At 59.2% G+C, this 25,382-nt stretch carries 31 protein-coding genes and 3 pseudogenes; 20 read left to right on the forward strand and 14 right to left on the reverse strand.

The genetic code is table 11. The annotated features are described in order from the left end of the window. Positions 1 to 198 precede the first annotated feature (198 nt). A pseudogene (locus ACP7AP_RS21495) lies at positions 199 to 1,058 on the forward strand (fumarylacetoacetate hydrolase family protein); the annotation flags it as partial. Positions 1,059 to 1,127: 69 nt separating this feature from the next. Here ACP7AP_RS21495 and ACP7AP_RS21500 read toward each other — a convergent pair. Genes ACP7AP_RS21500 through otnK form a run of 3 tightly spaced genes read right to left on the reverse strand, consistent with a single transcriptional unit; the run spans position 1,128 to position 3,951 of the window. Beyond that, positions 1,128 to 2,018: an NAD(P)-dependent oxidoreductase gene (locus ACP7AP_RS21500; RefSeq protein ID WP_426037540.1), complete on the reverse strand. Its 891-nt coding sequence runs from the start codon at positions 2,016 to 2,018 to the stop codon at positions 1,128 to 1,130. Positions 2,019 to 2,036: 18 nt separating this feature from the next. After that, the gene (otnC, locus tag ACP7AP_RS21505; RefSeq protein ID WP_426037542.1) at positions 2,037 to 2,678 is read right to left on the reverse strand and encodes a 3-oxo-tetronate 4-phosphate decarboxylase; all 642 of its coding nucleotides are present in this window, start codon (positions 2,676 to 2,678) and stop codon (positions 2,037 to 2,039) included. Beyond that, complete coding sequence (gene otnK, locus ACP7AP_RS21510) at positions 2,671 to 3,951, reverse strand: 3-oxo-tetronate kinase (protein ID WP_426037544.1); 1,281 nt, start codon at positions 3,949 to 3,951, stop codon at positions 2,671 to 2,673. Before otnK ends, otnC begins: the two co-directional genes overlap by 8 nt. Positions 3,952 to 4,188: 237 nt before the next feature. Between otnK and ltnD the strand changes: the two genes are divergently transcribed. Next, the gene (gene ltnD, locus ACP7AP_RS21515) at positions 4,189 to 5,103 is read left to right on the forward strand and encodes an L-threonate dehydrogenase (RefSeq protein ID WP_426037546.1); all 915 of its coding nucleotides are present in this window, start codon (positions 4,189 to 4,191) and stop codon (positions 5,101 to 5,103) included. A 2-nt stretch (positions 5,104 to 5,105) separates the two neighbouring features. Next, positions 5,106 to 5,882, forward strand: a complete 777-nt coding sequence (gene otnI / locus ACP7AP_RS21520; RefSeq protein WP_426037548.1) for a 2-oxo-tetronate isomerase — start codon at positions 5,106 to 5,108, stop codon at positions 5,880 to 5,882. Positions 5,883 to 5,912: 30 nt separating this feature from the next. On the opposite strand, the gene ACP7AP_RS21525 is transcribed toward otnI, so the two are convergent. Both ACP7AP_RS21525 and ACP7AP_RS21530 read right to left on the reverse strand, forming a co-directional pair. Continuing rightward, the gene (locus tag ACP7AP_RS21525) at positions 5,913 to 6,968 is read right to left on the reverse strand and encodes an aldo/keto reductase (RefSeq protein WP_426037550.1); all 1,056 of its coding nucleotides are present in this window, start codon (positions 6,966 to 6,968) and stop codon (positions 5,913 to 5,915) included. 23 nt (positions 6,969 to 6,991) lie between these two features. Continuing rightward, positions 6,992 to 7,675 carry an aspartate/glutamate racemase family protein gene (locus tag ACP7AP_RS21530; RefSeq protein WP_426037552.1) on the reverse strand — a complete coding sequence of 228 codons (684 nt, stop codon included), beginning with the start codon at positions 7,673 to 7,675 and terminating at the stop codon, positions 6,992 to 6,994. A gap of 329 nt (positions 7,676 to 8,004) precedes the next feature. On the opposite strand from ACP7AP_RS21530, the gene ACP7AP_RS21535 reads away from it, so the two are divergent. The 5 genes from ACP7AP_RS21535 to ACP7AP_RS21555 all read left to right on the forward strand — a co-directional run bounded on the left by ACP7AP_RS21535 (position 8,005) and on the right by ACP7AP_RS21555 (position 13,677). Beyond that, complete coding sequence (locus ACP7AP_RS21535) at positions 8,005 to 9,009, forward strand: ABC transporter permease (protein WP_426037554.1); 1,005 nt, start codon at positions 8,005 to 8,007, stop codon at positions 9,007 to 9,009. A gap of 80 nt (positions 9,010 to 9,089) precedes the next feature. Then, a complete protein-coding gene (locus ACP7AP_RS21540) occupies positions 9,090 to 10,019 on the forward strand; it encodes a sugar-binding protein (protein ID WP_426037556.1) in 930 nt (309 codons plus the stop codon). A gap of 68 nt (positions 10,020 to 10,087) precedes the next feature. Then, positions 10,088 to 11,590, forward strand: a complete 1,503-nt coding sequence (locus tag ACP7AP_RS21545) for a sugar ABC transporter ATP-binding protein (RefSeq protein ID WP_426037558.1) — start codon at positions 10,088 to 10,090, stop codon at positions 11,588 to 11,590. 38 nt (positions 11,591 to 11,628) lie between these two features. After that, positions 11,629 to 12,522, forward strand: a complete 894-nt coding sequence (locus ACP7AP_RS21550) for an NAD-dependent epimerase/dehydratase family protein (RefSeq protein WP_426037560.1) — start codon at positions 11,629 to 11,631, stop codon at positions 12,520 to 12,522. A gap of 129 nt (positions 12,523 to 12,651) precedes the next feature. Further along, complete coding sequence (locus tag ACP7AP_RS21555; RefSeq protein ID WP_426037562.1) at positions 12,652 to 13,677, forward strand: LacI family DNA-binding transcriptional regulator; 1,026 nt, start codon at positions 12,652 to 12,654, stop codon at positions 13,675 to 13,677. Between the two features lie 125 nt (positions 13,678 to 13,802). On the opposite strand, the pseudogene ACP7AP_RS21560 reads toward ACP7AP_RS21555, so the two are convergent. Beyond that, a pseudogene (locus ACP7AP_RS21560) lies at positions 13,803 to 14,261 on the reverse strand (hypothetical protein); the annotation flags it as partial. Between the two features lie 355 nt (positions 14,262 to 14,616). On the opposite strand from ACP7AP_RS21560, the gene ACP7AP_RS21565 reads away from it, so the two are divergent. From ACP7AP_RS21565 to ACP7AP_RS21590, 6 genes and pseudogenes are all read left to right on the forward strand, one after another. Then, positions 14,617 to 14,823: a hypothetical protein gene (locus tag ACP7AP_RS21565; protein WP_426037564.1), complete on the forward strand. Its 207-nt coding sequence runs from the start codon at positions 14,617 to 14,619 to the stop codon at positions 14,821 to 14,823. 55 nt (positions 14,824 to 14,878) lie between these two features. Further along, positions 14,879 to 15,541: pseudogene (locus tag ACP7AP_RS21570) on the forward strand (IS66 family transposase); the annotation flags it as partial. A gap of 114 nt (positions 15,542 to 15,655) precedes the next feature. Further along, complete coding sequence (locus ACP7AP_RS21575; protein WP_426037566.1) at positions 15,656 to 16,072, forward strand: CopG family transcriptional regulator; 417 nt, start codon at positions 15,656 to 15,658, stop codon at positions 16,070 to 16,072. A gap of 20 nt (positions 16,073 to 16,092) precedes the next feature. Next, positions 16,093 to 17,148: an extracellular catalytic domain type 1 short-chain-length polyhydroxyalkanoate depolymerase gene (locus ACP7AP_RS21580; RefSeq protein WP_426037568.1), complete on the forward strand. Its 1,056-nt coding sequence runs from the start codon at positions 16,093 to 16,095 to the stop codon at positions 17,146 to 17,148. A 251-nt stretch (positions 17,149 to 17,399) separates the two neighbouring features. Further along, positions 17,400 to 17,879 carry a hypothetical protein gene (locus tag ACP7AP_RS21585; RefSeq protein ID WP_426037570.1) on the forward strand — a complete coding sequence of 160 codons (480 nt, stop codon included), beginning with the start codon at positions 17,400 to 17,402 and terminating at the stop codon, positions 17,877 to 17,879. Between the two features lie 331 nt (positions 17,880 to 18,210). Beyond that, positions 18,211 to 18,447, forward strand: a complete 237-nt coding sequence (locus tag ACP7AP_RS21590) for a Ku protein (RefSeq protein ID WP_426037572.1) — start codon at positions 18,211 to 18,213, stop codon at positions 18,445 to 18,447. A 338-nt stretch (positions 18,448 to 18,785) separates the two neighbouring features. On the opposite strand, the gene ACP7AP_RS21595 is transcribed toward ACP7AP_RS21590, so the two are convergent. The 4 genes from ACP7AP_RS21595 to ACP7AP_RS21610 are packed head-to-tail and all read right to left on the reverse strand — an operon-like array spanning position 18,786 to position 20,064. Next, on the reverse strand, positions 18,786 to 19,094 hold the full coding sequence (locus ACP7AP_RS21595) for a hypothetical protein (RefSeq protein ID WP_426037574.1): 309 nt from the start codon (positions 19,092 to 19,094) through the stop codon (positions 18,786 to 18,788). Positions 19,095 to 19,102: 8 nt separating this feature from the next. Next, positions 19,103 to 19,756, reverse strand: a complete 654-nt coding sequence (locus tag ACP7AP_RS21600; protein WP_426037576.1) for a hypothetical protein — start codon at positions 19,754 to 19,756, stop codon at positions 19,103 to 19,105. After that, positions 19,689 to 19,895 (reverse strand): hypothetical protein, encoded by a 207-nt coding sequence (locus ACP7AP_RS21605; protein WP_426037598.1) that lies wholly within the window; start codon positions 19,893 to 19,895, stop codon positions 19,689 to 19,691. Before ACP7AP_RS21605 ends, ACP7AP_RS21600 begins: the two co-directional genes overlap by 68 nt. Beyond that, positions 19,834 to 20,064, reverse strand: a complete 231-nt coding sequence (locus tag ACP7AP_RS21610; protein ID WP_426037578.1) for a hypothetical protein — start codon at positions 20,062 to 20,064, stop codon at positions 19,834 to 19,836. Before ACP7AP_RS21610 ends, ACP7AP_RS21605 begins: the two co-directional genes overlap by 62 nt. 120 nt (positions 20,065 to 20,184) lie before the next feature. Here ACP7AP_RS21610 and ACP7AP_RS21615 point away from each other — a divergent pair, with 120 nt between their 5' ends. After that, entirely contained in the window at positions 20,185 to 20,319 is a 135-nt protein-coding gene (locus ACP7AP_RS21615; protein ID WP_426037580.1) for a hypothetical protein, read from the forward strand. Positions 20,320 to 20,325: 6 nt separating this feature from the next. On the opposite strand, the gene ACP7AP_RS21620 is transcribed toward ACP7AP_RS21615, so the two are convergent. Both ACP7AP_RS21620 and ACP7AP_RS21625 read right to left on the reverse strand, forming a co-directional pair. Then, positions 20,326 to 20,571 (reverse strand): transposase, encoded by a 246-nt coding sequence (locus tag ACP7AP_RS21620; RefSeq protein ID WP_426037582.1) that lies wholly within the window; start codon positions 20,569 to 20,571, stop codon positions 20,326 to 20,328. Continuing rightward, positions 20,568 to 20,720: a hypothetical protein gene (locus ACP7AP_RS21625; protein ID WP_426037584.1), complete on the reverse strand. Its 153-nt coding sequence runs from the start codon at positions 20,718 to 20,720 to the stop codon at positions 20,568 to 20,570. The genes ACP7AP_RS21620 and ACP7AP_RS21625 overlap by 4 nt, the downstream gene beginning before the upstream one ends. A 372-nt stretch (positions 20,721 to 21,092) precedes the next feature. On the opposite strand from ACP7AP_RS21625, the gene ACP7AP_RS21630 reads away from it, so the two are divergent. Continuing rightward, complete coding sequence (locus tag ACP7AP_RS21630) at positions 21,093 to 21,350, forward strand: transposase (RefSeq protein WP_426037600.1); 258 nt, start codon at positions 21,093 to 21,095, stop codon at positions 21,348 to 21,350. 6 nt (positions 21,351 to 21,356) lie between these two features. Here the strand turns inward: ACP7AP_RS21630 and ACP7AP_RS21635 are convergent, their stop codons facing one another. After that, complete coding sequence (locus tag ACP7AP_RS21635; RefSeq protein ID WP_426037586.1) at positions 21,357 to 21,491, reverse strand: hypothetical protein; 135 nt, start codon at positions 21,489 to 21,491, stop codon at positions 21,357 to 21,359. Between the two features lie 174 nt (positions 21,492 to 21,665). Continuing rightward, complete coding sequence (locus tag ACP7AP_RS21640; protein ID WP_426037588.1) at positions 21,666 to 21,791, reverse strand: hypothetical protein; 126 nt, start codon at positions 21,789 to 21,791, stop codon at positions 21,666 to 21,668. Between the two features lie 569 nt (positions 21,792 to 22,360). Here ACP7AP_RS21640 and ACP7AP_RS21645 point away from each other — a divergent pair. The 4 genes from ACP7AP_RS21645 (at position 22,361) to ACP7AP_RS21660 (ending at position 25,143) form a co-directional block, all read left to right on the forward strand. Further along, complete coding sequence (locus ACP7AP_RS21645; protein ID WP_426037590.1) at positions 22,361 to 22,735, forward strand: hypothetical protein; 375 nt, start codon at positions 22,361 to 22,363, stop codon at positions 22,733 to 22,735. After that, positions 22,732 to 23,025, forward strand: coding sequence for a DUF308 domain-containing protein (locus ACP7AP_RS21650; RefSeq protein ID WP_426037592.1), 294 nt, complete (start codon positions 22,732 to 22,734; stop codon positions 23,023 to 23,025). Before ACP7AP_RS21645 ends, ACP7AP_RS21650 begins: the two co-directional genes overlap by 4 nt. 227 nt (positions 23,026 to 23,252) lie before the next feature. Beyond that, complete coding sequence (locus ACP7AP_RS21655) at positions 23,253 to 23,678, forward strand: organic hydroperoxide resistance protein (RefSeq protein ID WP_426037594.1); 426 nt, start codon at positions 23,253 to 23,255, stop codon at positions 23,676 to 23,678. Between the two features lie 70 nt (positions 23,679 to 23,748). Further along, the gene (locus ACP7AP_RS21660) at positions 23,749 to 25,143 is read left to right on the forward strand and encodes an FAD-containing oxidoreductase (protein WP_426037596.1); all 1,395 of its coding nucleotides are present in this window, start codon (positions 23,749 to 23,751) and stop codon (positions 25,141 to 25,143) included. Positions 25,144 to 25,382: the final 239 nt, after the last annotated feature.

Consider the following 25,382-nt stretch of genomic DNA (forward strand, 5'->3'; position numbering starts at 1 on the left):
CTGCAAAGAAAAAGAAGGAGACAACACACAGCTTGACCCCGGCATGAACCGAAATCCATAATCAGAGGTGGCTCACTTCTCGGTGAAAAACCCGGCTCACTTCTGGATGAAAATCAACAACAAGCCTTCCCGGTGAAGACCTTAGCCCTCTGGAGCCTTTGCCGCCGCATCGGTGGAGTCTGCCGAAGAAACCACCACCTGCTGGCACCTTGCGATTTGCAGGCGATCAAGGCCTGCGGTGTTACCTTTGCAAGGTCCATGGTCGAACGGGTATTCGAAGAACGCGCAGCCGGCAACCCGGCCCTTGCCGCCGAAATCCGCACCCGCGTCGCCGGGGTGATCGGTGACAGCCTGCGCGATCTGCTCCCCGGTTCGGCCAAGGCCGCCGAGGTCAAGGCGCTGTTGCAAAACGAAGGTCTGTGGAGCCAATATCTGGAGCTCGGCATCGGCCCTGACGCCGAGGTATTTACCAAGGAGCAACCGATGGCGGCGATCGAGTATGGGGCATCGGTCGGGTTTCACTCGATCAGCAAATGGGACAACCCCAAACCCGAGGTGGTGCTGGTAGTCAGCTCGATTGGCCAGATCGTCGGCACCACCTTTGGCAATGATGTTAACCTGCGCGATGTCGAAGGCCGCTCGGCGCTGCTACTTGTCAAGGCCAAAGACAACAATGCCGCAGCCTCCATCGGCCCGTTCATCCAGCTGTTCGACGCCGATTTCACCCTGATACCGTGCGCAGGCTGGAACTTTCGCTGCAAGGCGCGTCGTCGATGCGCCAGATCAGCCGCGACCCTGCCGATTTGGTGGCGCAAACGCGGGGGCGTCATGACCAATATCCGGACGGCTTTATGCAGTGTTGCGGCAAGATGTTCTCGCCAGTGCAAGACCGAGATGGGCCGGGGCAGGGCTTTACCCACCATCTGGGCGATTTGGTGACGATCTCCGCCCCCGAGTTGGGCGCGGTGACCGACACAGTTCGCTTAGCAACCGAAGCGCCGGAATGGCGGTTCGGAACCGGTGCGCTGACGCGAAATCTGGCCGCGCGGGGATCGCTTTACCCCCCCAGAACCGCTTGGAAATCAGGGGCAAGCGCCCAGCCGGATTGCGCGGTGGGCGCTTGGGTTTTACAGACCGTTGGCCTTGGCGATGTAGTCCGACAGATGCGGCACGTAATCTTCTGCGCCACTGCCACCCGTCGCCATCGCCAAAGCGAAGGAATTCTTCACGGCACTGGCCATGGGCGTGCCTACCGTGGCTGCATTCGCCATCGATTCTACATACCGCATGTCTTTGTAGGCGTTGGCCAAAGTGAACTTGTGCGCCTCGCGGTTGCCTTCCAGTGCATAGCCCATGAAGGTTTGGTAAAAGCCGCAGTCCATTCTCCCGCCGCGAATAACCTTATCAAATTCGGCTACCGGAATGCCGACCTTGCGCGACAGGGCCAGCGCCTCGGAATACAGGGCGGCATAGCCCAGCGACAGGAAGTTGTTCAGAAGTTTCATCTTGTGGCCATCGCCAACCGCGCCGATATGCACAATTTTCGCTGCCCAAGTGGTGATGATCGGCTGCACCCTGGCAAAGCTGGCGTCGCTGGCCCCGACCATGCAATCAAGCGTTCCAGCCCAAGCCTCTTTCGGTGTGCGCGACAGCGGCGCATCGACAAAATCAACCCCGATCTCGGCTAGTTCCACCGCCAGACGCAGACTTACGGTCGGATCCGAGGTTGAACAATCCACGACCACGGTACCCTTGGCCAGACCGGGTTTCAGCGCCGCCACCGCAGTCGCAACCTCGGGTGATCCGGTCAGGCACAGAAAGATCACGTCACAACCGCGCGCAAGGTCTTCCAGAGACGCAGCCTCCACGGCACCTCGGGCGACCAGATCATCGACCGCCGTGCGCTTGCGATGCGCCACCACGGCCAGCGGATAGCCCTTTTCAACGATGTTCTTAGCCATGCCTTGCCCCATTAGGCCAAGACCAACAAAGCCAACCTTTTCATACGTTTGCGTCATGATCATTCTCCGGGTGTGTCAGGATAGGTTAAAGCGGCGGCGCAGATCGGCGACTTGTTCGGGCGTCAACAGGCGCAGCGCCTGATTTTGCAGCATCAGAAACAGCTTGGCAGTTTCTTCCAGTTCTTCGGTGGCATATTGCGCATTGGCAAGGCTGGTTCCAGCGACCACCGGGCCGTGATTTGCCAGCAAAACGGCATGGTGAGCGCTGGCCAAAGCGCGTACCGCATGCGCCAGATCGGGATCGCCGGGGGCGAAGTATGGCACCAGCGGCAGCCGCCCGATGCGCATGACGAAATAGGCGGTCATCGCGGGCAGCACGTCGTTCGGGTCCACATCGCGCAAAATGCTGACAGCGGTTGCATGGCTGGAGTGCAGATGCACCACCGCCGCTGCGTCCTTGCGTTCCCCATACATCGAGAGATGCAAAAACGCCTCTTTCGTAGGCGCATCGCCCGAAAGCAGCCGCCCGGTTTCGTCCAGCCGCGACAGTCGCGCCGGATCAAGCGCGCCCAATGACGCATTGGTTGGCGTCATCAGCCAACCACCATCCTCCAGCCGCACCGAGATATTGCCACTGGATCCCGCCGTCAGTCCGCGATCAAACAGCGACGCGCCCACCCGGCAAATTTCATCTCGGAAGCGATTTTCTTCAGACATCGGCAGCTTCCGTTTCCAACAAGGTCCAGGCTTTCAGGAAGAAATCATCAGATCCGAAATTGCCGGATTTCAGAGCCAATACCAGATCCGGGCCGGAAATACTGCGTGTCCACGGCACGCCGGGTGCGATTTCTGGCCCAATCTCCAGCGTGGTGACGCCAAGCGCCGCCACCACCGCGCCCGCGGTTTCGCCGCCTGCAATCAGATAGCGGCTGAACCCGGCAGCTTGCAGTAGGCGCGCCACCTCGGCAAGTGTTGCCTCCACAAGCGCTCCCGAAGCGTGCTGACCCAACCGCGCGTGAATTGTTTGCAACCCCGCAGGATCGGCGCTGGAATAGATCACAGAAACGCTGTCTTGCGGCTGAATTATCGCCCAATCGGCCAGACTGGCGGCGCTTTGTTGGCCGGAAAGCAGCGCATCCAAATCCAAAGCCTGCGTCGGCAGGTCCGCCGCCTGTGCCGCCGCAATCTGCCCGCGCGTTGCCACCGAGCAAGATCCCGCCAGCACCACCGCTCGCCCCGTCGGCGCTGCCATCCGCGCCCGCTCCGGATGCGACGCAACCCTGCCCGCCCGCACAAAATTCGCAGCCAGCCCCAACGCGATGCCCGATCCACCGGTGACCAGCATCATATCCGAACAGGCAGCCCCAATGGTGCGCAGGTCGGCATCTTGCAACGTATCGACGATCAAAATGCGTTTGCCTGCCGCATGCTGCACAGCAAAAGCCTGCCGCACTGCGGCCTCGCCGTTCGTGATGGTGTCGATCGTCACCAGGCCGACCGGCAGCGCGGTCTGCCGCGCAAGCACGCGGACCAGATTGGCGTCATGCATCGGGTTCAGCGGGTGATCCTTCAAAGGGCTGTCTGACAACAGCGCATCACCGACGAACAGATGGCCACGATAAGTGGTGCGTCCCGCTGCCGGAAACGAAGGGCAAGCGATGGTCAGATCGCTGCCGGTCAGTGCCAGCAGCGCTTCGGTCACCGGGCCGATATTTCCGGCATTGGTGGAATCGAAGGTGGAACAGTATTTGAACAGCAGTTGTTCTGCCCCGCCAGCCCGCAGCAAATTGGCGGCAGCAACTGACATTTCCACCGCCTCTGCTGCCGGAACGGAACGGGACTTGAGCGCAATCACGATGGCATCGGCGTCGGGTAGGCCGAGCGGTCCCGGCAAGCCCATGATCTGCACCGTGCGCAGACCTTCGCGCGCCAGCGTCAGGCACAGATCAGTTGCGCCAGTAATGTCATCTGCAATTGCCCCAATCAGCATGGCCGGTCCTTTCGACGGGGAGGCCCCCGAAAAGCAGTGTTCAGAAGAGTTTGCGCGCGGTCAGTTTGGCTAAGGGGACCAGATCAGATGATCTGCCGCAAACTAATGCCTTGCTTTTGGTTTCTGTCCTGCGCTAACGATATTTATGGCAACGCTATCATTCGCGCGAATGTAAGGCAACCCCGCTGCCAAGAACTCTGGCAATCTGCTGAAAAGCTAAAGAAATCGAGGATAATCATGCACAACAAGGCCGATTTGAAGATCTGTGTCATCGGATTGGGGTCTATGGGTTTTGGAATGGCGTCTTCGTTGTTGCGGGATGAGTATTCTGTGACCGGCCACGATCTGAATCCCGAAGCTGTGGCACAACTGGTCAATCTGGGCGGCAAACCCGCCCAAAGCCCTGGCGAGGCGGCTTTGGGTGCAAATGTCGTTTTATGCGTGGTGGTAAATGCAGCGCAGACCGAATCGGTGCTGTTTGGACCGGCAGGGGCAGTCGCTGCTATGGCACCGGGTGGGGTGATCTTGTCTTGTGCCACCATGTCACCCAATGCGGCGCGTGAGTTTGCCACGCGTGCCGCAGCAAGTGGGGTGGCCTACCTCGACGCCCCGATCAGCGGCGGTGCCATACGGGCGGCAGCGGGCGAGTTGACCATTATGGCCTCGGGTGCTGCCGCTGTTTTCGCGCGAGTTCGCCCTGTGTTGGAAAGCATCGCGGCCAAGGTCTACGAGCTGGGCGAAGACGCGGGCACTGGGGCTGCGTTCAAGATCGTGAACCAATTGCTGGCAGGGGTGCATATCGCTGCGGCTTGTGAAGCGATTACTTTTGCCAAAGCAATGAATCTAGATATTGCAAAGGTTTACGAGGTGATCACCGCCTCGGCCGGCAATTCCTGGATGTTCGAAAACCGTGTTCCTCATATTCTGGAAGGCGACTATTCGCCCCGCAGCGCGGTTGATATTTTCACCAAGGATCTGGGCATCGTATCCGACATTGGTCGTGGGATGAAGTTTCCGACGCCGATCGCCTCCATGGCGCTGCAGATGTTCGTGATGACGGCCGCCGCCGGAATGGGTCGCGACGATGACGCCTCGGTCGCGCGGATGATTGCGGGTCTGGCAGGACTTGATCTGCCGGGAATGGAGGGCTGATCATGCCGCGTTTTGCCGCAAATCTGACTATGATGTTTCAGGAACACGCCTTCATGGACCGCTTTGCAGCGGCTGCCGCAACTGGTTTTAGAGCCGTGGAGTACCTGTTCCCATACGACTCCGATATGTCGCAAATTGCCCGATCTTTGCAGGATAACCACTTGACACAAGCCTTGTTCAACCTGCCGCCGGGGGCTTGGCAGTCCGGAGAGCGCGGGTTGGCAGCGCTGCCGGGCAGGCAGACAGAATTTCGCCAATCCGTCACTACGGCGCTGCGCTATGCAGCAGCCACTGGGGTGGGGCGGCTTCATATGATGAGCGGTATTGCCCACCGCGAAGATGCCGACGCTTGCGCGAGCTATCGTGAATCGCTCGCCTATTTCTGTGATCGCGCCGGCCAGGCGGGCCTAGATGTGCTGATCGAACCTATCAACCCCCGCGACATGCCAGGATATTTTCTGAATGATTTCAATTATGCAGCTGATCTGATTGCTGATCTCGGCTATGCCAATCTGAAACTGCAGTTTGACATTTACCACCGCCAGATTATCCACGGCGATGTACTGAACGGGTTGAAAACCCTGATGCCGATCATAGGTCACGTGCAGATTGCCGCCGTTCCGCAGCGGCATGAACCGGGCACGGGCGAATTGGACGATTTCCGCATTCTGTCGGCGCTGGATGAACTGGGCTACACCGGTTTTGTCGGCTGCGAATACCGCCCGGCTGCAGGCACTGCCGACGGTCTTGGTTGGTTGTCTGCGTTCGACGAGGCCTGATGCGCCCGGTCTTTTCCGGGCGCAACTGGTTCATTTTAAAGCAAAATCCTCATGGAGCGCCAGATCGGCAGGGCTGAAACGCTCGGTCGCAAAATTGCGTTGATGCCAGTAGGGGTAGATCAGCGGAATACGGCTGACTTCATTCAGCTGCGCGATTTCCTCCGCAGTCAGCTCCAGCGAAACAGCAGCGAAATTATCGCGGAACTGCGCTTCGGTTCGGCCGCCGAACACCAGTGAACTCACAGATGGGCGAGTCAGCAGCCAAGCCAACGCGATCTGCGCTGCCGACACACTGCGCGAATCGCCAATGCTTACAAGCACATCCACGATGTTCCACAGCTTTTCGATGTCGCGGATCGGCGGTTCTGTCCAGCCGGCGAACTGACGTGTACCCTCGGGTGTGGCGACGCCCCGGCGGTGCTTGCCTGACAGCAATCCGGCGGCCAACGGGCTCCACACCAGAACTCCAAGACCCTGATCAACCGAAATCGGCAGCAGTTCATATTCCGCCTCCCGGGCCTCTAACGTGTAGTGGATCTGCTGGGTGACAAAGCGCGGGCGACGGTCGCGGTCGGATACAGCCAGCGATTTCATGATGTGCCAGCCCGAGTAATTCGAGCAACCGATGTAGCGCACCTTGCCCTGCTGCACCAAAGTATCGAGCGCCGCCAGCTTTTCCTCGACCGGAGTGACGCCATCCCATTCATGCGTATAGTATATGTCGATATGGTCGGTGCGCAGCCGTTTCAGGCTGCGTTCGCACTCGCGAATCAGGTGATGGCGCGACAAGCCTTCATCATTCGGGCCGGTGCCGGTTCGCATCCGCGCTTTGGAAGTGATCAGCACATCGTCGCGGCGCCCCTCCAGAACCTCACCGAGAATCTCTTCGGCAAGGCCGGTTGAATACATGTTTGCGGTGTCGAACAGGTTCACGCCGGCGTCGATGCAAATGTCCACCAAGCGGCGTGCTTCGGGCACGCCTTGTTGGCCTACCATGGCGAAGGGGCCACTGCCGCCGAAGGTGAATGTGCCCATCGTCAGCACGGAAACTTTCAGGCCAGATCGGCCAAGTATGCGGTATTGCATAGTTTTCTCCCTATATTCAGCGATCAGGCCGAAAGTTGACTGGCAATGTATTGCATGCCGATTTTGGGGCTGGTCAGCACCGGAAGTGGGTGCAGCGCGTCCTGCACCAAGGCCAAAGCACGGGCCATCGAGGCCTGCGCCAGCACGATGACATCGGCTCGCGGGGCAAGATCGCGCAGGCTTTGCGCCACCATCGCATCATGCCCGGCGGTGTCGCCCGAGCAGAGCTTCTGGAAGGCGCCCTCGGTCATTTCGGCGATAACGGTGCAAGTGCTCCCGGCTTTTGCAGCGCTGCGGCGAATTAGGTCACTGGTTGGGTCCAGCGTGGTGCGCAGCGTTGCGAGAACGCCGATTCGGGGTCCGAGGGTGACGGCGGCCTCAGCCATGCCCTCATCAATGCGGAACAGCGGCACCGGGCAGAACGGTTTGGCGGCATTTACAGCAGGTCCAAGCGACGAACAGGTGACGACGACAGCATCGGCCCCGGCATCTATCGCCGAACGCACCAAATGCGTCAACCGCCACATAGTGGTTTGCGACAAAGCGCCGTCGCGAATCGTGCTGCGCAACAGACTTTCGTCCAGCATATTGAAGCCCTGCCATTGAGGCAAATGCTGCTTTGCCAAGCCGTCAAACAGCGGAATCAGGCCTGAAACCGTGTGAATCATCGCGATTTGGCGTGGATTGCGCGGATTTTGCGGCGACATGGTGAAATTCTCCGAATTTGACGCTGGATCGTCAATGACAGCGCTACCAATACTGCGTTTTCTGGTGGATGGATTCAATGGAAAACGATGCAGCGTTGTGGGAATCCGCAGCATTTCTACATTGTTGTGCTGTATCCAGGCTATTTTGCGTGCCTTGCAACCAAAAATGGTGATTGACATGACCTGCGTTCAATCCCACAAATGGCAGCGCTGTCATTTGGCTGTTGGCAGTATCAGGGTTTTGCTGCGCGGCGCTTCGTCCGGGCGGGGTGACTGTCCGTGTCGATCAAGATCCGGCGGGCACATTGGGATTATGAGAGGGAAACTGCATGGCGTCGTCGGACAACAAGGTGTCACCATCCAACTCGGTGTCGATCTGGGGCCATCTTGCGCAGTTGCGGCAGGTGCGTGAGGTGAATGTGCTGGTGGCGATGATTGTCGTCGGCGCGTTGATCAGCCTTTACACACCGTATTTCCTGACCACCAATAACCTGATGGGGGTGTTTCGCGCCTTCTCGCTGACCGCCATCATGAGCATCGGCATGGTGATGGTGATCATCACCGGCGGCATTGATTTGTCAGTTGGATCGGCAATGGGGCTGGCGTCACTGGTCACAGCCTTGGCCTTTGACGCAGGCTTTTCGCAGGCGGCCAGCATCAGCGCGGGCATCGCGGTTGGGGTCGGTTTTGGGCTGGTGAATGGGCTTTTGATCACCGCCATCGGCTTGCCACCGTTCATTGCCACACTTGGCACACTGAGCATTGGTCGCGGCCTTATGTATATGGTGACGCATGGCGTGCCGGTGACCCCGGAAACGCCAGACAGCTTTTCCGCGCTGGGGCAGGGCTATCTTGGCCCGGTCCCGGTGCCCGTGGTGATCATGCTGGTGTTGATGGTGGTGTTCGCGCTGATCATGCGGCGCACCCGCTTTGGCCGGCATGTCTATGCAACGGGCGGCAACGAACATGCGGCGCGGCTGAGCGGGGTGAAGACCAACCGCGTCAAACTCGCCGTCTACATGCTGTCATCCACTATTGCCTCGCTGGCCGGGATCATCGGATTTTCGCGCTATCTGTCGGCGGAACCGGCCTCGGGCTTTGGGTCTGAACTGGACGTGATCGCGGCGGCGGCGATTGGCGGCGCCAGTCTAGCCGGCGGTGTCGGCAGCGTCACCGGTGCGGTGATCGGTGCGGCGCTGGTCGGCGTGATCGCCAACGGCATCGTGCTTTTGAACATCAATACCTATGCCCAGCAGGCCATCACTGGCGGCGTCATTCTGATCGCAGTCAGTCTGGATGTCCTGCGCAACAAACTTTCCGGCGGAAACAGCTGAAGGAGCGGCGGTTTTCATCGGACGGACGAAGGTTCAACAAAATCCGTCTCGGAGGACGAGCGGAAGTGGAGGAGAGACCAATGAATACCTTTATCAAGACTGCCCGCGCGGCGATGGTCACCATGGCGATGCTGGCTGGTACGGCGGCCATGGCACAAGACATTACAATTGCTGTGGTCCCCAAAGTGGCAGTGCCGTTCTTTGACGATTGCAACACCGGCGCGCAGGCTGCGGCGGATGCGGCAGGCGTCGGTTATCAGTGGGTGGTGCCGCAGAACACCCAAGGTGCGACGCAGGTCAAAATCATGGAAGATCTGATTGCTCGCCACGTTAGCGGCATTGCGATCTCGGTCAACGAGCCGAAGTCGGTTGAAGGCGTAATCAAGCAGGCGATTGATGCTGGGATCAAGGTGGTGACCTTCGATTCTGACAGCGCCGGCTCGGCCCGCAGCCTGTATATTGGCACGATCAACAAGCAGGCTGGCGTCACCATGGGCAAGTCCATGGCTGAAAAGCTGGGCGGCAAGGGCAAAGTGGCGATCATCACCGGTCAGTTGGGTGCTTCCAACCTGAACGAGCGGATTGACGGCGTGAAAGAGGCGCTGGCAGCTTTCCCGGACATCCAGATTGTCGCCACTGAAGGGACCGAAGATGATCTGGCCAAGGCGGTTTCGGTGACCGAAGCCATCCTGCGCGGCAATCCCGATCTGGCAGGCATCTTCGGTATGAGCCAAGTTGGCGGCCCGGCTGTGGCCAAGGTTCTGGCGCAGCAGGAATTTGCTGACCGTAAAGGCGCTGTTGCCGTGTTTGCTTTCGACGATCTGCCCGACACCATTCAGGGCGTGAAAGACGGCTATATCAACGGCATCATGGTTCAGCGTCCTGTCACCATGGGCAAACTTGCCGTCGAACAGCTGGTTTCGCAGATCAAGGGCGAGGCTGCTGGCGGCGACATCGACACCGGCGTCACCGTTGTGAACGCAGACAACCTGGGCAGCTACACCAAGTAAGCTGTGTCTCTGGGGCAAGGCGCTATTCCCCGCTTTGCCCCCTTTTTCTTTTGTCAGCCGAGGCACCGATGAGCTTTTTTCTGGAAATGCACGGGATCACCAAGACCTTTCCGGGCGTCAAGGCGCTGAACCGGGTCGATCTGCAACTGGCGCGCGGCGAGGTGCATGTGCTTGCGGGCGAAAACGGTGCAGGCAAAAGCACGCTGATGAAGATCATGACCGGGGTCTACAAGGCCGATCCGGGTGGGGTGATCAAGCTGGATGGCCAAGACGTGACGATCAAAGATCCTGTCCATGCGCGGTCTTTGGGGATTAGCATTATTTATCAAGAACTTGCGGTGGTGAATAACCTGACCGTTGCCGAGAATATCTACCTTGCGCGCGAGCCGCTGAACAGCCTTGGTTTGATCGACGTGCGCCGCATGAATGCCGACGCGGCGGCGGTTCTGGCGGAACTGGAGATGAACCTTGATCCGGCCCGCATGGTTGGTGGTCTGAGCATCGGGCAAAAGCAGATGGTCGAGATCGCGCGGGCGATTTCCTATCGCTCAAAGCTGATCATAATGGATGAGCCCACCGCCTCGCTGAGCCATCACGAGGCGACGACGCTGATGCGGATGGTGAAAAAGCTGACGGCGCAGAATATCGGTGTGGTCTATATCTCGCACCGTCTGGATGAGATTTTCGAAATCGGTGACAGGGTGACGGTGCTGCGCGATGGCATGACCGTTGATAGCCGCCCGATTGCCGAGATGACCCGCGAAATCCTGATCCGCAAGATGGTGGATCGCGAGATGTCGCAGTTGTTTGGCATCCACGCGTCGCATGCCAGCGATCAGGTGCTGCTGTCGGTCAAGGGGCTGGGGTTGAAGCGGCCAACGGTGCAGGGCGCGCGGGTGTCGGACGTCAGCTTTGATCTGCACAAGGGCGAGGTGCTGGGCTTTTTCGGTCTTGTTGGGTCGGGCCGCACCGAGATCATGGAGATGATCTTTGGCAGCCGCGCCAGTGTTGGCACCATCAGCATTGATGGCACGACCGTGACAATCCGTGAGCCGTCGCAGGCGATCGAACAGGGAATCGGCTTTGTCACCGAAAACCGCAAGGAACTGGGGCTGGTGCTGGGCATGTCGGTGCGCGAGAATTTCAGCCTGACCCATTTGTCGGACTATTGCAGGATGGACGTGGTGAACCGCAAACGCGAAACCAGCGCCTGCGTGCAATATGTCAAATCGCTGGGCATCAAGACGCCATCGCCGGAACAAAAAGTGCTGAACCTGTCGGGTGGCAATCAGCAAAAGGTGGTGATCGCCAAATGGGTCGCCCGGCGTCCGCGTATTTTGATCGTCGATGAGCCGACGCGCGGCATCGACGTGGGCGCAAAGGCCGAAGTGCATACGCTCTTGAACAAACTGGCGTCGGAAGGCATGTCAATTATCGTGGTGTCGTCAGACTTGCCGGAGGTGCTGGCGATCAGTGACCGGGTGGTGGTGCTGAAAGAGGGCCGCATCACTGGCATTCTGACGCGTGCGGAGGCCACACAGGAACGGGTGATGCTGGCCGCGACGGGCTAAGCAACACTTTGGAAGAATTCACGAAAACGGAGAGAACTATGACCAAACGCATCATTTTCACCGGCGGCACCGGCAAGGCCGGCCGCCATGCCGTGCCGCATCTGCTGGCGAAGGGCTACAAGATTCTGAACGTCGATCTGAAGCCGTTCGATCATCCGGGCGTTAACACGCTGATCACCGACATCACAGACTCGGGTCAGGTTTTCAACGCCTTTACTACCCATTTCGGCTTTGACGGCTATGACGAGGGCGCGCCGCCGAAGGCTCCGGATGCCATCGTGCATTTCGCCGCTGTGCCGCGGGTGATGATCAACCCTGACAACACCACTTTCGCGCAGAACACCGTCGGCACTTACAACGTGCTGGAAGCCGCGATGAAGCTGGGGGTGCGCAAGGTGATCTTCGCCAGTTCCGAAACCACCTATGGCGTCTGCTTTGCCGAAGGTGACAAGGACTACCATTCTTTCCCGCTGGAGGAGGATTACGACAGCGATCCGATGGACAGCTACGGCCTGTCGAAAGTGGTCAATGAAAGGACCGGCCGCGCCTTTTCCATGCGCTACAAGGCGGATGTTTACGCTCTGCGCATCGGCAACGTAATCGAGCCGCATGAATACGCCAACTTTCCCGGCTATCTGGCCGACCCGCTCAGCCGCAAACGCAACGCCTGGAGCTATATTGACGCCCGCGATCTCGGAGAAATCGTGCATCTGTGCCTGCAAAAGGACGGGCTTGGCTATCAGGTGTTCAACGCGGTGAATGACACCATTACGGCCAATATGCCGACGGCGGAATTCTTGGCGAAATACGCGCCTAACACGCCGGTCACCCGGCCGATGGGCACCCATGAAGGCCCGCTTTCCAACCGCAAGATCCGCGAAGTGCTGGGCTTCAAGGAAGCGCATCCGTGGCGGAACTATGTGAAAGTCTGAACTGATCAAGCGGGGCAGTGCGGCTTGCGTTGCCCCGGTTCTGCAAAACCCATATACAACTGCGCCAAAGCCATGGCATCACGGGCCGGTGCAGCCGCCCATCAGATGACGCGACACAAGGGGATTGCGGTGACGAAGATCAGGCAACGGCTGCAAGACAAGAAAAGCAAAATCACCGTCCACGAGGTTGCGGCTCATGCCGGGGTAAGCGAATCCACCGTATCCCGCATTATGCGCAACGAAGGTCTGGTGGCCGAGGCCACGCGCAGCAAAGTGATGGAAAGCGTGCGCATGCTTGGCTATGTGCCGAACCGGATTGCCGGCTCTTTGGCCTCGATGGATTCCAAACTGGTGGGGGTGGTGGTGCCGTCCTTATCGAACATCGTGTTCCCCGAGGTGTTGCAGGGCATCAATGCCGGGCTGAAGGCCAGCAATTTTCAAGCGGTGATCAGCATCAGCGATTATGACATCGACCGCGAAGAAACTCTGGTGCGTGGCATTCTGGCCTGGCAACCGGCTGCGATCCTGATCACCGGTTTTGATCACACTATGGCGACGCGACGCATGCTGGACCAAAGCGGCGTGCGAGTGGTCGAGATGATGGATATCGACTCGGCGCCGATTGACGTTGCTGTTGGCATGTCGCACCGCCGTGCGGGCTATGCGGCCGGTAAACATCTGATTGCGAAAGGCTACCGCCGGTTTGGCTATGTCGGCCACGACTGGCAATCCGACCGGCGCGCACGGCTGCGCTATGACGGACTGTCCGAAGCACTAGCCGAGGCCGGGATTTCGATTGCGGCGCATGCCATTGCCGACGGGCCAAGCTCGGTGTCAACCGGGCGGCATCAGACAGAGCAACTCTGCCGGATGGCCCCGGTGGATGTGGCGGTATATTCCAACGACGACATGGCGGTCGGCGGCGTGTTTCATTGCATGGGTGCCGGCATCCGGTTGCCCGATCAAATGGCTATCTTTGGCTTTAACGGCTTGGACATCGGGCGGGAATTGCCTCAGCCCCTGTCCACCGTGCGGTCTAACCGGTTCTTGATCGGTCAGAAGGCGATCGAATCGATCCTGCGCGCACCCGAGCGGCCCGTGACCAAGACCAACATCGATACCGGGTTTGAGATTTTCGCAGGGGCGACCGCCTGACTTTCCGGGCGAATTGCAGCCGCATCCTGACATTATTGGGGCCGCATCAGACAGCATCGTTCGGCACGAAATCCGAAGGAAATCGTCGGTACACTAAGTCATGATCACGGTTAGCAGTCAGATTACTACCTTGATCCAAGGGAAACCTGGAGGTCGGCCAGTGCTTCAAGCTGTGCGCGGATATGGGCATCCAGCGCCTTTTGCATAGTCGCGGTCTCTATCACGACCGATTTGCCCGATTGGTTTTCCACCTCTGCCGCCACATGTACTGCCATCAGCGCCGCCACGCGGGCGGGCCAGGTCACCCAGACGTCGCGTTCCTGCCGCGCCAGGCGGAGTACCTGCGCCTCGGCCGTGCCCGGTCGACCAGCGTGCGTTTCTTCTTCTGGAAGTTGGCGTTCCTGTGCCTATTAGACCGTCAGTACGGTCCGGGCTTTGAGGTAGCTGTCGGTCCCGCCACTGCCACCGGTCGGCAGGGTTGCATCGCCGCCAAGCGAGCGGCGCTGTTGATCGAGGTCTGTCATGTCTGCCCGGCGCAGGTCTGATGCGGCCGCATTGATGGAACCGTCGGCGTAAAACACCAAGGTTCAGCACGATCTCTTCGAACTTCTTGGGCATCCGCAAAAACGCATATCGCCAAGCTACGGTGACCTTGTCAGCCCTATTCGCAACCACGCCATTGGCACCGGCTGCCTGACCTTGGCGATGATCTAAGACACGTCGCTAAAGACGTCATGACTGACGTCTCTTTTGCGGGGTCTTCGATGCGTGGTGAAATTCTTGGCGCGGCGCGGCGGCACTTTTGGCATGACGACGACAAGCTCGGGATTGTCATGTCTGTTGGGGTTGGCGGGGCGAGCGCAACGCGCGGTTGCACAGCGTCATGAGATTAAGCGACAGTAAATTTACGCATGGCGGCATGACCTGAAGAAGAAATGCGTGTGCTCGCCCGACGCCGGTGCGCTTTTCTTTCCGTTGGACATGTCAGAGATGGCCGAAGTTCCGGCGATGCAGCCTCCGGTCGCTGAAACGTCGCAACCGGTTGCGGTTGAATTGCGTCTGCGTGGCGGGCGTAGTTTGCATTTTGAAAGCACGATTGATCCGACTGCGCTGTCGTTGCTGATCCGTGCGGTGGACGCCGCATGATCGGTCCCGGCCTGGTGTTCGAGGCTATCTGGCCTGTGGCGCGACTGACATGCGCAAGGAAATAGCGGGTAGTATGGCGAGGACGAACCTGCTGGCGCATGTTCTGGTCTCGAAGTTCGACGATCACTTTCCTTTGTATCGCCAGCACGAGATCTTCGCCCGCATGGGGGCCGACATCCCCGAAAGCACGCGGGTCGGCTGGTGTGGCCGTGCCATTCGGCAAGTTCTATGATATCGAGCGCGATATCAACGGCCAGCCCGCTGATGTCCGCCATGCGGCAGGTCAAAAGCTCAGCCTGCCCAATGTGACGGGCTTCTTTGGCTTGTCCGAACAGCAATTGTTGCGCATTCCGGGCAAAAGCGATCTGGCCAAAGCTTTCCGCTATGGCCTCGCTTGGCAGCAAGCCTTCAGCCTGTCGCTGGCCGACGGGCGTGTGGCCATCGACAACAATCCCGCCGAAAGCGCCCGGCGGCTGGGTTGGAATTGCAAGAAAAAATTGGCGCTTTGCCGGGGCCGATACTGGCGCGGAGACTCTGGCGCGGAAACTCTGGCACGGGCGATGACGGTGGTTGAAACGGCAAAGCTGAACGGCCTCACTCCACTGGCCTGTCTCGCTGACGTCCTCGAACGCATCCACGACCACAAGATCAACAGGATGAATTACTGCCGTGGAATTGGGCGCCGCTGGCATCCGAAATGGACAGTCAAGCCGCGTAAGCTGCGGTATCAATGGGGCGGTTACCTTTCGCCTTACTGTCAACGTGACTATGATACACCTCTTGAAATCTGACAGATCAACTCCACATACCATCCACAGGGATGGGTAGATGCATGGAAAACGTCAGAACGCTACGCGATATGGCTCCGGACAGCGAGAAGATCACGATCAATCTTGGTTATGTAGATCTCGGTCGGATTGATCTGCTGGTGCAGGAAGGCTTTTACAGCAACCGCAGCGACTTCATCCGCACTGCCATCCGCAAACAACTGGACGCGCATGGCGAGGCTGTCAGCCGTACGATTGAACGACACACACTGGAGCTGGGGCTGCGGGATTACACACGCACCGATCTGGAATCCATTCGCGCCGCAGGACAAGTCTTGCATGTGAAGGTGGTCGGTCTGGTCCGTATCGCGCCAGACGTATCCGCTGAGCTTGCATTGGCCACCATCGGCTCGTTGACCATCCTTGGCGGTCTTCAGGCACCGACTGAGATCAAGAAAATACTTGCGGACCGTATCCGCTGAAACCCAAAGAGGCAGACATTATGAAAACCTATTCCCCGCGTGGCTGGAAGTCAGCCGTGCCATTCTCGGCGCATGATCTGGTTCACCGCACACTCACGCAGCATGGCTTGGTTGCTGACCCTATATCCGGATCGACCACAGCGCCACCTCAACACAGACCGGAAAATCTGGTGCAAGATATTCTGGCGCGGCTGCGCCCGAATTTGCGCAAGCTGCGTGCCGAGCCTGCGCAACCGAGTGGTGCTGATTTCCTTGATGAGCAGTTCAGTTGCGCGGCGGGTAGCCGTCGGTATCTGACCTACCTGCCCAAGTCAGCGCCCGATAGTCCGAGGGGGTTGATCGTCATGCTGCACGGCTGCACCCAGAATCCGCGTGATTTTGCGGCGGGCACGCGGATGAATGAACTGGCCGAACAGCATGGCTTTATCGTCGTCTATCCGCACCAATCGCGCGGCGAAAACGCGCAATCGTGCTGGAACTGGTTCCGGCGCGGCGATCAGCGGCGCGACATGGGCGAGCCTGCGATCCTTGCGGGGATTGCGAAAAGTGTTGCGGCCAAGCATGGCGTGCCACAGGACAAGATCTTTGTCGCGGGGCTTTCTGCCGGGGCGGCGATGGCGGTGATCTTGGGAGAGACCTATCCGGACGTTTTCGCGGCCATCGGGGCGCATTCAGGGCTGCCGGCGGGTTCAGCGAAAGACGTGGCTTCTGCCTTTGCAGCGATGGCGGGGCATGGAACGGTTGCTCTGGCGCGCGCTGGTGCGACTGGTGTGCGCTCAATCGTCCTGCACGGCACTGCCGACGCCACGGTGCATCCCATCAATGGTCAGCAGATCGTGCAACGTCAGGTGGAGCAAGGCCCGCGCCAGACGCTTCAGACCGAAGACCGCGGGCAGACGGGCGGACGGGGGTATTGCCGCACAGTGACAACCGATGGTGTGGGCGTGGCGCTGGTAGAGCATTGGGAAATCGAGGGGCTGGGCCATGCTTGGTCAGGTGGTTCGGCTAGTGGTTCTTACACCGATGCGCAGGGGCCGGACGCAAGCGCCGAGATGGTGCGCTTCTTTCTTGGGTAACGATGCAGGGCAGACCAAAAACCCGCCGCCCCGTTCCCATGCAAACTGCCGCTTGCGCCAACAGGGTGCATGGGCAAGCCGACACAAAAGCCCTTGGTGCAAGATGGTGAGAATAGGGGGACTGCCCGACGGGCCATCTGTGTTGCGTCGGTGTGAATTGCAGGCCACGGCGCTAACACCGCAAGATCGTCCTGAGAGCACTGTTTGCAAATCGGCTGCGTCGTAAGCTATGCACCCCAGCGGAGAACACAATGTTTAACACGTGGAAAATAGAAAAAGCCAAGTTGGCTTTGATTGGCGAGGCGCAGGGCCTTGCAGACAAGCTTGCGCAGGCCAAACCGCACATCGTTGACAGTCATGCTGCTGCCGCGAGATTCTGGGCCGCATACTACCTCGCGGCCGGGCAAGACCTGCAAAAGTTGATCGACTGGCCACCCGCGACTGTTGCGCGTTTTTGCACGACTGCGCAGGCCAAGATCGCTGTCCTGCGCAAGCAGCGGGAGTATGACAGCAGCGACGGGCTGGCGATCTGGCTTCACACGGCCCGTGCCGTGATCGAGCCCCGGATTGCGCCCGCCGCTCGGGAAATCTGGCAGTTGCTTTTGGCGGCAGGTCCGAACGTGGAGGCGATGACACGCGATTTGTTGCAGGATGCGGGGTTGCCGTTTGACCAGACCCTGCAAATCCCCGAAGGATTCAGTCTGGAAAGTGCAGGTCATAGCCCTGTGTGAGGCGGGCGGTCTGCCACGCGACTCTTATTCACCGGACTGAAAATCTAAACGAAACCTTCTTCATTGAAGATCGATGACAGCCAATAATTCCTCAAAAGTTGGATGACCACATGGCACCGCGCGCTTTTTGGAAGGGATATCTCAAACTTTACCTCGTCACCTGTCCGGTCTCGATGCAGCTTGCGACCAGCGATAATTAACGGGTGCGATTCCACACTCTGAACTCCAAGACTGGCAATCGGGTGGAAAGCCGATATGTCGATGCTGTCAGCGGCAAGCCGGTTGCCGAGTAGGACGAGGTCAAGGGCTATGAGAGTGCGAAGATGACTATGTGCTTCTGGAAGACGACGAGTTGGAAAGCGTGGCGTTGGAAAGTGCGCGGACCATCGACATCTCGATGTTTGTGCCTGCCGACAGCATTGGCCGGATTTGGTATGATACGCCGCATTATCTGACGCCGTGTGACCGGGTTGGCGAAGAAGCGTTCTCGGTGATCCGCGAGGCCATGGCTGCGACAGGCACGGTTTGGATTTCGCGGGTGGTGCTGTATCGGCGGGACGCGCGGTGATGTTGGAACCACGCGGGCGTGGAATTGTGCTGTGGACTTTGCGCTATGGCGATGGGGTGCGCGATCTGACTGAATATTTTGCCAAAATTGATCAAAAAGCTGACCCCGACGCGATGAAACTGTTCGGCACGTTGATTGCCGACATAACGCGGCCCTGGTCACCCGAGATGTTGCAAGACACGGTGCGGGATCGCCTATTGAAGACCATCTCGGCCAAGCAGAAGGGGCGCAAAAAGCCCGCCAAAACTAAGCCTGCTGCTACTAAATCTAACAATGTTGTCAGTATGATGGATGCCCTCAAGCGCAGTATCGCCGCAGAAAAGGCGCGCGACAAGTGGTCAGCGCGCGCGGGTTTTATCAGACTTTGGTGGCACGGCAGCGTCGCGGAAGCCCTCCCACGGGTCAGCGGTCAGTGCGGCAAGGCGTTTTGGCAGAGTTTCGACCGTGAAGTAAGCTGGCCCAATCTCGGGGCCAAGCTCGTCCCATCCCACCAGGGTGGACACCGCAGCACCGGGGCGGGCGCGGGTCGAATAGGGGGCAACCGCCGTGGCGCCGCGCTGATTGCGCAGATAATCGGCCAAAATCTTGCCCTTGCGTTTGGCTTTGCTGATGGTCGCAACGAACAGATCAGGGGCGTTTGCAGCCATCGAATCTGCTATTGCTTTGGTGAAGGCATGATGTCGAGCCAAGTGGCATGAGGCTTCAGCGGGCTGACCACATGCAACCCCTTACCGCCAGAAGTTTTCACAATAGCTGCAAGGCCCGCACCCTGAAGCCGCTGGCGCACTTCCATGGCGGCCGAAATCACCTGATGCCAAGGCACATGATCGCCGGGGTCAAGTTCCATGACGATGTTGTCGGGCCGCTCCCAATCCGCTACCGTTAAGTTCCAAGGGTGGATCTCCAACGCCGCCGATTGCGCCAAAGCGATGAGGCCATCCATATCGTTGATGCTGACCAAGGGTTCTGAGGGATGTTTTGGGTCCTCCACCAGAACCACATTTGCGTTCAGGCCCTTCCACGCGTGCTTTTGGAAAAAACTTTCCCCAGCGATGCCTTCCGGGCAGCGCAGCAAAGCCAAAGGACGACCGACGATGAATGGGGCGATCTTGCGCCAGACGTCGCTATAGTAATCTGCCAGACCCTCTTTGGTGATGCCTTGCTCGAGCCAGTAAACTCGATCCGGATGCGTCAGCTTTACGATGCGTTTGGCATGGAGGGCAGCCTCGTTGGTGCGGCTTTCAGGACGATTGTTGGGCTGGCTTATCCTCTGGCAAGCCGCGAAACGACGCGTGGCGCAGACGGCCATCCGCGGTCCAACCGCGAAACTCTACCTCTGCGACCAGATCGGGGCGGACATATCGGACTTTCCTGGCTTGTTCGGGCCTAACCTTGCTGCTGGAACGGGCTTGCGGGTTCGCGCAGGCGTTCCACCCGCGCGAACAAATCTTCCGCGACCTTGCCGCTCAAGCCAGTGCCGACCCGCCCGACGTATTGCAGAATCTTGCCCTCATGTACCCCAAAACCAGCGACCCAATCGCTTGTCGAGAGGTCGATGAGGGCGTGAAGCCGCCAATCACAAATTCTTGCCGCGCCGAGCATTTTGATTTGATCCACGCCTTTCCCCGTCCGGTTTTATATGGGCTGTCGCGCAGTTTGGAAATGATGCTCTGTTCCTGTCCGCATGCGCTCTCGCCGCAACCGTCATCTTCTGGCTATGAGTCCTGACCCTAGAGCGTGTCTCGTTTAATCGGTTCTGTATCCTGCCGCTTTGAAGAAGTTGTAGCATTCTTCGTCGGTGAACAGATCGCAGACGTTACCGACCGCCTGCCAAAGCTGATCGTAGGTTCTGGCGGCAGCTTTTCGGAATGAGGAGGATCAGAAAACGATCCAGTTTATCGTTTTCCCGACGAATGCCTTGAGCTTGGAGAAGGCCATTTCGATAGGATTGAGGTCGGGGCTGTAGGGCGGGAGGAATAGGAGCCACGCGCCGATCTCACGCGGGGCTCGGGCGGCACCGGGACTTTTGTGGCTGGACAGGTTGTCGAGAATGATCACATCGCCCTTGCGCAGCGTCGGCACCAATTGGGTGGTGACATAAAGATCGAACATCTCGCCGTTCATCGCCCCGTCGATGACCCAAGGGCGTCGATCCGGTCATGGCGCAGGGCACCGACAAAGGTCTGGGTGCGCCAATGTCCGAACGGCGCGTGATCAACCAGGCGCTGTCCGCGCGGGGCCCAGCCGGTGGTCTTGACCATGTTGGTCTTCATGGAGGTTTCGTCGCGGCCACGCTAGAGCAAATCGCTCCAGACCGGATTCGGGATTTCCAAGGCATTCTTTCTGTGATTCGCTGCCGATGAGGCAGATATGGGGGTCAGAGTTGGGTAAACCGCATCCTGTTGAGTTGCGTGAACGTGCTGTAGCGCTTGTTGCGCGCGGCAACACGCACACCCTGGCTGCGCAGCGCTTGTGTGTTTCGATCAAGTTCGTCAACGACATGGTGCGGCTCAAGCGCGAGACCGGGTTGATCACGCGCCGTTCGGACATTGGCGCACCCAGACCTTTGTCGGTGCCCTGCGCCATGACCGGATCGACGCCCTTGGGTCATCGACGCCGCTTGGGTCATCGACGCCGCTTGGGTCATCGACGGGGCGATGAACGGCGAGATGTTCGATCTTTATGTCACCACCCAATTGGTGCCGACGCTGCGCAAGGGCGATGTGATCATTCTCGACAACCTGTCCAGCCACAAAAGTCCCGGTGCCGCCCGAGCCCCGCGTGAGATCGGCGCGTGGCTCCTATTCCTCCCGCCCTACAGCCCCGACCTCAATCCTATCGAAATGGCCTTCTCCAAGCTCAAGGCATTCGTCGGGAAAACGATAAATTGGATCGTTTTCTGATCCTCCTCATTCCGAAAAGCTGCCGCCAGAACCTACGATCAGCTTTGGCAGGCGGTCGGTAACGTCTGCGATCTGTTCACCGACGAAGAATGCTACAACTTCTTCAAAGCGGTAGGATACAGAACCGATTAAACGAGACACGCTCTAGGGTCAGGACTAACCAGTCCCGGAGCTAGACAGCCATCTTGGCGATGTTGTCCCCATTGGCCTTTTTTGCGATCAGCTGGTCGAGGGTGTGCATGGTACTGTTCCTAATTTTCGAGGGGGTCTATGTTGCGTTCGGCCCAGTCGTAACCCTCTGGCCGACACATAGTGCTAGCGGCGAAGGTCGAGCTCGCGCTGGGCCTCGGCGATCAGCGCGGTGATCGGCAAGGCGCCGTCGGGGATGATCTGTGCCATGGCCGCCCCCTCAACGCCGACCGGCGACAGCGCGGCTGACACCCGCCTTGCGGGGCCCCTTCTCGCGCAGCCAGTCCCTGACGGCCTCCATGCGGTAGACCACCTTTGCGCCCCACCCGGACGCAGGGCGGGCCCATGCGGCTGGTCTCCCAGAGCTGCAGCGTATCGACCGTGAGGGTCAATTCCCGGGCAAGGTCGACCCGGTTCAGCCAGCTGGTATCCACGTCCGGTGCGGCCTCATTGACAGCACTTAAGCCAATCTTTTTTATCTGTTTTCTCCATGCCCGGCGCCGCCCGATCGGTGCGCTAAAATCGATCAGGGAAGACAAGCACGGGCTAGGCACCGGCAAAGAGGCGGAAACCGGCGGCAACAAACGTGCGGTTCATCCGGGTCTTTTGCGGTCGAATGCGGCCTCGTGTCGGACGAAATCAGAGGTGTTCAGGTCCGAAACCGCAAACACCGCGCGAATGCCGCAAAACCTGTGGTCAAAAGGTCGGATGAATGACCGGTATGTTTCTGCCGGTTTCCGCCTCTCTGCCGGAAGCTTTCGTAGAGCAAGTTGCTCTTTTCGGATTCTCTTTGCTCAGTCGGGGCAACAAGTGTAGCCCACATGGGAACGCATCTGACGGAACGGATTGTAAAAACTGCCGAAATTGGCACACGCAAGTATGTGGTGTTTGATGAGAACTGCGCGGGCTTTGGCCTTTGCGTGTTTCTGTTCGGGCGCAAGGGGTTCGTCCTGATCTACAGCGCTGCCGGGCGGCAGCGGCGCATGACAATAACCGTGATCAATAACTTACACGACCGCATCGCGCTTGAACTCATCCGCAAGCTGATCTTGCTTATCCGGCATGGGACGCCTTTGCCAACTTTATTGATGCCCAGCGCAGCGGCGGCCTTGATCGCAACAGATCGCAGTTGTTCAACATCATCGTCAGCATTGTCACTACCATCGCTGTTGCCGCGGCGCTTGGCAGTAGCATGAACAGCGTGCTGGTCGTCTTCGGCATCTGGGCCGGCTTCTCCGGTATCTTGCAGCTCGCCACCGCCGTTGGCCGCTTGAAGACTTATGGGGCTCAATGGGCTATGATCCTCAGCGGCGCTCAGTCGGCGTTGGCCGGGGTCGCCATGGTCGTGATCGCTTACGGACCAGAGCCAGTCAGCATCGCCAATATTGCTCCCTATGCCGCATTCGGTGCCTTCTATTTCGCAGTTTCTGCCATCTGGCTCACAATCAGTGATTCCCGGCAGGGCAAGCTTCGCACTGCGAGCTGAGACGCGGCTCCAGCCATACCGTTGGGCGGTGGCTTCCCCCGATCAAATTGATCCCCGCCATCGCCCTACCTGCGCTGCCGCCAACCCTCCGTGGCAGCGCACACCCCAATACCCGGGCTGCCAGTACAGGCCATTCGGCGCGATATAGGCGTCCAGCGAAGCCATCGACCGCTCACCACGTTACACTGCCCGCTGAGCATTTCAGTGATTTTTCAAGAGGAACGGACATGACCATCGACGTCAAATATCGCACAAGCGCCACCGCCATCGGCGGCCGTGACGGGAGAGCCTTCACCGACGACAAGAGGCTTGATCTAAAACTCGCAACGCCAAAGGAGATCGGTGGAGCGGGCGGAGACGGCACCAACCCCGAACAGCTTTTCGCCGCAGGTTACTCCGCCTGTTTCCTGAGCGCGCTTCACCTTGTCGCCCGCAGTAAGAAGCTGGACCTCCCGAGCGATACGTCGATCACCGCCAATGTCGGCATCGGTCCTAACGGCGCAGGCGGCTTCGGCCTCGCCATCGCACTCATCGCCGACCTGCCGGGCATCGACCGGACGACCGCAGAGCAGCTTGTGGCGGCGGCTCACCAAGTGTGCCCTTACTCGAACGCGATCCGCAACAACGTCACTGTTGACGTCAGCGTCGCGTGACCCGGATGGATCGCTTCGGCGGTCCCACCAGCCCACGCCCCTCGCACGCAAACACAGCGGAGTAGTTTCCATGAGCGTACGTGAATTCGATGCTATCATTATCGGTGCAGGTCAGGCAGGCGCGTCGCTTGCTGGCAGGCTGAACGATGCCGGCATGAAGGTGGCGATCATCGAGCGCCACCTCGTAGGTGGCACCTGCGTCAACACCGGCTGCATGCCGACCAAGACACTGGTCGCGAGCGCCTATGCCGCACACACCGCGCGCCGTGGCGGAGACTATGGCTTTTCCATACAGGGACAGGTCGAAATCGACATGCCCGCCGTCGAGGCACGCGCGAAAAAGGTGGTCGAGGATGCGCGGGCCGGAAACGAGGCCTGGCTTGCGGCCATGGCCAATGTCGCGCTGATCCGCGGCCATGCGCGCTTCGCGAGCGCACATAGCGTGATGGTGGATGGCCAAGAGCTGACGGCGCCCCGCATCTTCATCAACGTCGGCGGACGAGCCCTCGTGCCGGATATGCCCGGGGCGCGTGACGTGCCGGTGCTGACCAACACTGACATTGTGGCGCTCGACACTCTCCCGCGCCACCTGATCGTCATCGGCGGGAGCTATATCGGTCTAGAATTCGCGCAGATGTACCGGCGTTTCGGCGCCGCAGTCACGATCATCGAACGCGGGGATCGCCTGATTGCGCGAGAGGATCCGGACATCTCTGACGAAGTTTGCGCCATCCTCGAACGCGAGGGCATTACCATTCGCACCGGGGCGGATTGCATTGGCTTGTCGCGCAATGGCGACGACATCGCCGTTGCGGTTGATTGCGAGAAAAACAATGCGCCAGTGATCGGCAGCCATGTCCTGATGGCAGTTGGCCGTCGTCCTAACACCGATGACCTCGGCCTTGAAGCGGCTGGAATCGTGACCGATGCGCGCGGCTACATCACCGTTGACAACCGCTTGCAGACCAACCTTCCAAATGTCTATGCGCTCGGCGACTGCAACGGGCGCGGGGCCTTCACTCATACCGCCTACAACGACTTCGAGATCGTCGTCGCCAATCTGCTGGATGGCGAGGACCGTCGCGTCAGCCAGCGGTTGACCGGCTATGCCCTCTACATCGATCCACCCCTCGGCAGGGTCGGAATGACCGAAGCCGAGGCAGCGAAGAGCGGTCGGCGGCTGCTTCACTCCAAGCGTGCCATGACCCGTGTTGGGCGCGCGGTCGAAAAGGGTGAGAGTCAGGGCTTCATGAAGATTGTGGCCGACGCTGACACGCGCCGTATCCTGGGTGCGGCGATCCTCGGGACTGGTGGCGACGAGGCGATCCACGGCATCCTCGACATGATGAATGCCGATCAGTCGATCGACACGCTGCGCTGGGCGGTCCCCATCCACCCGACCGTGTCAGAGCTTATTCCGACGGTGCTGCTCGGTCTGGAGCCGGTCTCGCACCCAGAAGACTGACTTCCGTCCAACTCACTTGCGAGCCGTTGAAGCTGCCCGCCAGTCGCGCCTTGCTGCGTGCTGTCGTGCTGCGCCATGCACCACAACTACTTTTACCTTAAAAGGAAACGAAGAATGACTACTAGAGCAAGTCACCTTCAATCGGGACCATATCCTGCGGCTTTGAAGTAGTTTCTGCATTCCTGGCTATGGAATAGATCGCAGACTGCACCGACGGCGGTCCAGAGGGCTTGGTACGT

Origin of the sequence: Cypionkella sp. TWP1-2-1b2, from assembly GCF_049896245.1 — a bacterium.
In the GTDB taxonomy this organism is placed as follows: domain Bacteria; phylum Pseudomonadota; class Alphaproteobacteria; order Rhodobacterales; family Rhodobacteraceae; genus Cypionkella.

Bases quoted from the DNA above. Each gene is read 5' to 3' on its own strand.
- ACP7AP_RS21655 (WP_426037594.1), top strand. From the start codon at position 23,253: ATGACCATCGACGTCAAATATCGCACAAGCGCCACCGCCATCGGCGGC.
- ACP7AP_RS21550 (WP_426037560.1), top strand. From the start codon at position 11,629: ATGACCAAACGCATCATTTTCACCGGCGGCACCGGCAAGGCCGGCCGC.
- otnI (WP_426037548.1), top strand. From the start codon at position 5,106: ATGCCGCGTTTTGCCGCAAATCTGACTATGATGTTTCAGGAACACGCC.
- ltnD (WP_426037546.1), top strand. From the start codon at position 4,189: ATGCACAACAAGGCCGATTTGAAGATCTGTGTCATCGGATTGGGGTCT.
- ACP7AP_RS21625 (WP_426037584.1), bottom strand. From the start codon at position 20,720: ATGAAGACCAACATGGTCAAGACCACCGGCTGGGCCCCGCGCGGACAG.
- ACP7AP_RS21535 (WP_426037554.1), top strand. From the start codon at position 8,005: ATGGCGTCGTCGGACAACAAGGTGTCACCATCCAACTCGGTGTCGATC.
- ACP7AP_RS21585 (WP_426037570.1), top strand. From the start codon at position 17,400: ATGTTTAACACGTGGAAAATAGAAAAAGCCAAGTTGGCTTTGATTGGC.
- ACP7AP_RS21525 (WP_426037550.1), bottom strand. From the start codon at position 6,968: ATGCAATACCGCATACTTGGCCGATCTGGCCTGAAAGTTTCCGTGCTG.
- ACP7AP_RS21600 (WP_426037576.1), bottom strand. From the start codon at position 19,756: ATGGCCGTCTGCGCCACGCGTCGTTTCGCGGCTTGCCAGAGGATAAGC.
- ACP7AP_RS21595 (WP_426037574.1), bottom strand. From the start codon at position 19,094: ATGGCTGCAAACGCCCCTGATCTGTTCGTTGCGACCATCAGCAAAGCC.
- ACP7AP_RS21650 (WP_426037592.1), top strand. From the start codon at position 22,732: ATGAACAGCGTGCTGGTCGTCTTCGGCATCTGGGCCGGCTTCTCCGGT.
- ACP7AP_RS21500 (WP_426037540.1), bottom strand. From the start codon at position 2,018: ATGACGCAAACGTATGAAAAGGTTGGCTTTGTTGGTCTTGGCCTAATG.
- otnC (WP_426037542.1), bottom strand. From the start codon at position 2,678: ATGTCTGAAGAAAATCGCTTCCGAGATGAAATTTGCCGGGTGGGCGCG.
- ACP7AP_RS21660 (WP_426037596.1), top strand. From the start codon at position 23,749: ATGAGCGTACGTGAATTCGATGCTATCATTATCGGTGCAGGTCAGGCA.
- ACP7AP_RS21530 (WP_426037552.1), bottom strand. From the start codon at position 7,675: ATGTCGCCGCAAAATCCGCGCAATCCACGCCAAATCGCGATGATTCAC.
- ACP7AP_RS21645 (WP_426037590.1), top strand. From the start codon at position 22,361: ATGGGAACGCATCTGACGGAACGGATTGTAAAAACTGCCGAAATTGGC.
- ACP7AP_RS21580 (WP_426037568.1), top strand. From the start codon at position 16,093: ATGAAAACCTATTCCCCGCGTGGCTGGAAGTCAGCCGTGCCATTCTCG.
- ACP7AP_RS21575 (WP_426037566.1), top strand. From the start codon at position 15,656: ATGGAAAACGTCAGAACGCTACGCGATATGGCTCCGGACAGCGAGAAG.
- ACP7AP_RS21540 (WP_426037556.1), top strand. From the start codon at position 9,090: ATGAATACCTTTATCAAGACTGCCCGCGCGGCGATGGTCACCATGGCG.
- otnK (WP_426037544.1), bottom strand. From the start codon at position 3,951: ATGCTGATTGGGGCAATTGCAGATGACATTACTGGCGCAACTGATCTG.
- ACP7AP_RS21545 (WP_426037558.1), top strand. From the start codon at position 10,088: ATGAGCTTTTTTCTGGAAATGCACGGGATCACCAAGACCTTTCCGGGC.
- ACP7AP_RS21620 (WP_426037582.1), bottom strand. From the start codon at position 20,571: ATGAACGGCGAGATGTTCGATCTTTATGTCACCACCCAATTGGTGCCG.